2 protein-coding genes are annotated in these 1609 nt (G+C 74.9%); both read left to right on the top strand.

The features are described 5' to 3' along the window. On the top strand, window positions 1–1424 hold a 1424-nt coding region (locus tag AB0J52_RS39705; protein ID WP_500188296.1), incomplete at its 5' end, for an ATP-binding protein. Then, the coding region (locus AB0J52_RS39700; protein WP_500188294.1) for an acyl-CoA dehydrogenase family protein at window positions 1421–1609 on the top strand (189 nt) is incomplete at its 3' end. The genes AB0J52_RS39705 and AB0J52_RS39700, both read left to right, overlap by 4 nt.

Below are 1609 nucleotides of genomic sequence, written 5' to 3'. Positions count from 1 at the left end.
GCGAGGCGGCGTCGGCGTTCGGCGACCCGACGGTGTTCTGCGAGCCGCTGCTCGAACGCGCCCGGCACATCGAGGTGCAGATCCTCGCGGACGCGCACGGGACGGTCTGGGCGCTGGGGGAGCGGGAGTGCTCGATCCAGCGCCGCCACCAGAAGATCGTCGAGGAGGCGCCGTCGCCCGCGGTGACGCCCGGGCTGCGCGCCGAGCTGTGCGCGGCGGCGGTGAACGCGGCCAAGGCGATCGAGTACGTCGGGGCGGGCACGGTCGAGTTCATGCTCACGCCCGACGGCCGGTTCTTCTTCCTGGAGGTCAACACCCGGCTGCAGGTCGAGCACCCGGTGACCGAGTGCGTGTACGGGCTGGACCTGGTCCGGCTGCAGCTGGAGGTCGCCGAGGGCGCGAGGTTGCCGGACGAGCCGCCGTTGCCGTCCGGTCACGCGATCGAGGTCCGGTTGTACGCCGAGGACCCGGCGCTGGACTGGCGGCCCGCCAGCGGCGTCCTGCACGCCTTCGACGTCCCGGACGTGGACGCCCGCTTCGCCGTCCCCGGGGGCGGCGGGCTGCGGCTGGACGCCGGGTACGAGGCGGGCGGCGAGGTCGGCGTCCATTACGACCCGATGCTCGCGAAGGTCATCGCGTACGCGCCGACCCGGGCCGCCGCCGCGCGCAGGCTCCGCGGCGCGCTGGCCGCCGCGCGCCTGCACGGGGTCACCACGAACCGGGACCTGCTGGTGCGGGTGCTCGGGGAGAAGGCGTTCCTCGCCGGGGACACCCACACGGGCTATCTGGACGAGGTCGGGCTGGCGGGGCTGGCGCTGCCGCTGGCGGACGAGCGGGCCGTGAGGCTGTCCGCGCTGGCCGCCGCGCTCGCCGACGCCGCCGCCAACCGCGCGAACGCCCGCGTTCTCGGCGGGCTGCCGTCCGGGTGGCGGAACGTCCCGTCCGGGCCGCAGCGCAAGACGTTCGAAGGCGGCATCGAGGTCGAGTACCGGCTCGCGCGCGACGGGCTGGTCGCGGCGGACGGAGTGGCGCTGGTCGACATGGCGCCCGAACGGGTCGTCCTGGACGTCGAGGGCGTCCGGCACACGTTCGACGTGCGCGCCGCGGGCGGCCGCGTCTTCGTCGACTCCGCGCTCGGCCCGGTGGCGCTGACGCCCGAGCCGCGGTTCGCCGACCCGAGCGACCTGGTCGCGCCGGGTTCGCTGCTCGCGCCGATGCCCGGCACCGTCGTCCGCGTCGAGACCGCGCCGGGCGCGGACGTCGCGGAGGGGCAGACGCTGCTGATCCTGGAGGCGATGAAGATGGAGCACCGGATCGCCGCACCCGCCGCCGGGACCGTGACGGCCCTCAACGTGACGCAAGGACAGCAGGTCGAGGCCGGATCGGTCCTCGCTGTGATCTCCGAAGGGACCCCCCACACGTGAGCTTCATCGAGTCGGAGGAGCGCCGCGCGCTGCGCGAGGCGGTCGCCGAGCTGGGCGCGAAGTACGGGCCGGACTACTACGTCCGCAAGGCCAAGGCAGGGGAGAAGACCGACGAGCTGTGGGCCGAGGCCGGCCGGCTCGGCTACCTCGGCGTGAACGTGCCGGAGGAGTACGGCGGCGGGGGC

It is taken from the genome of Spirillospora sp. NPDC049652, assembly GCF_040675125.1.
Lineage (GTDB): Bacteria > Actinomycetota > Actinomycetes > Streptosporangiales > Streptosporangiaceae > Spirillospora.
Note: the sequence above shows the minus strand (reverse complement) of the source record. Positions and strands in the feature narration are given on the sequence as shown.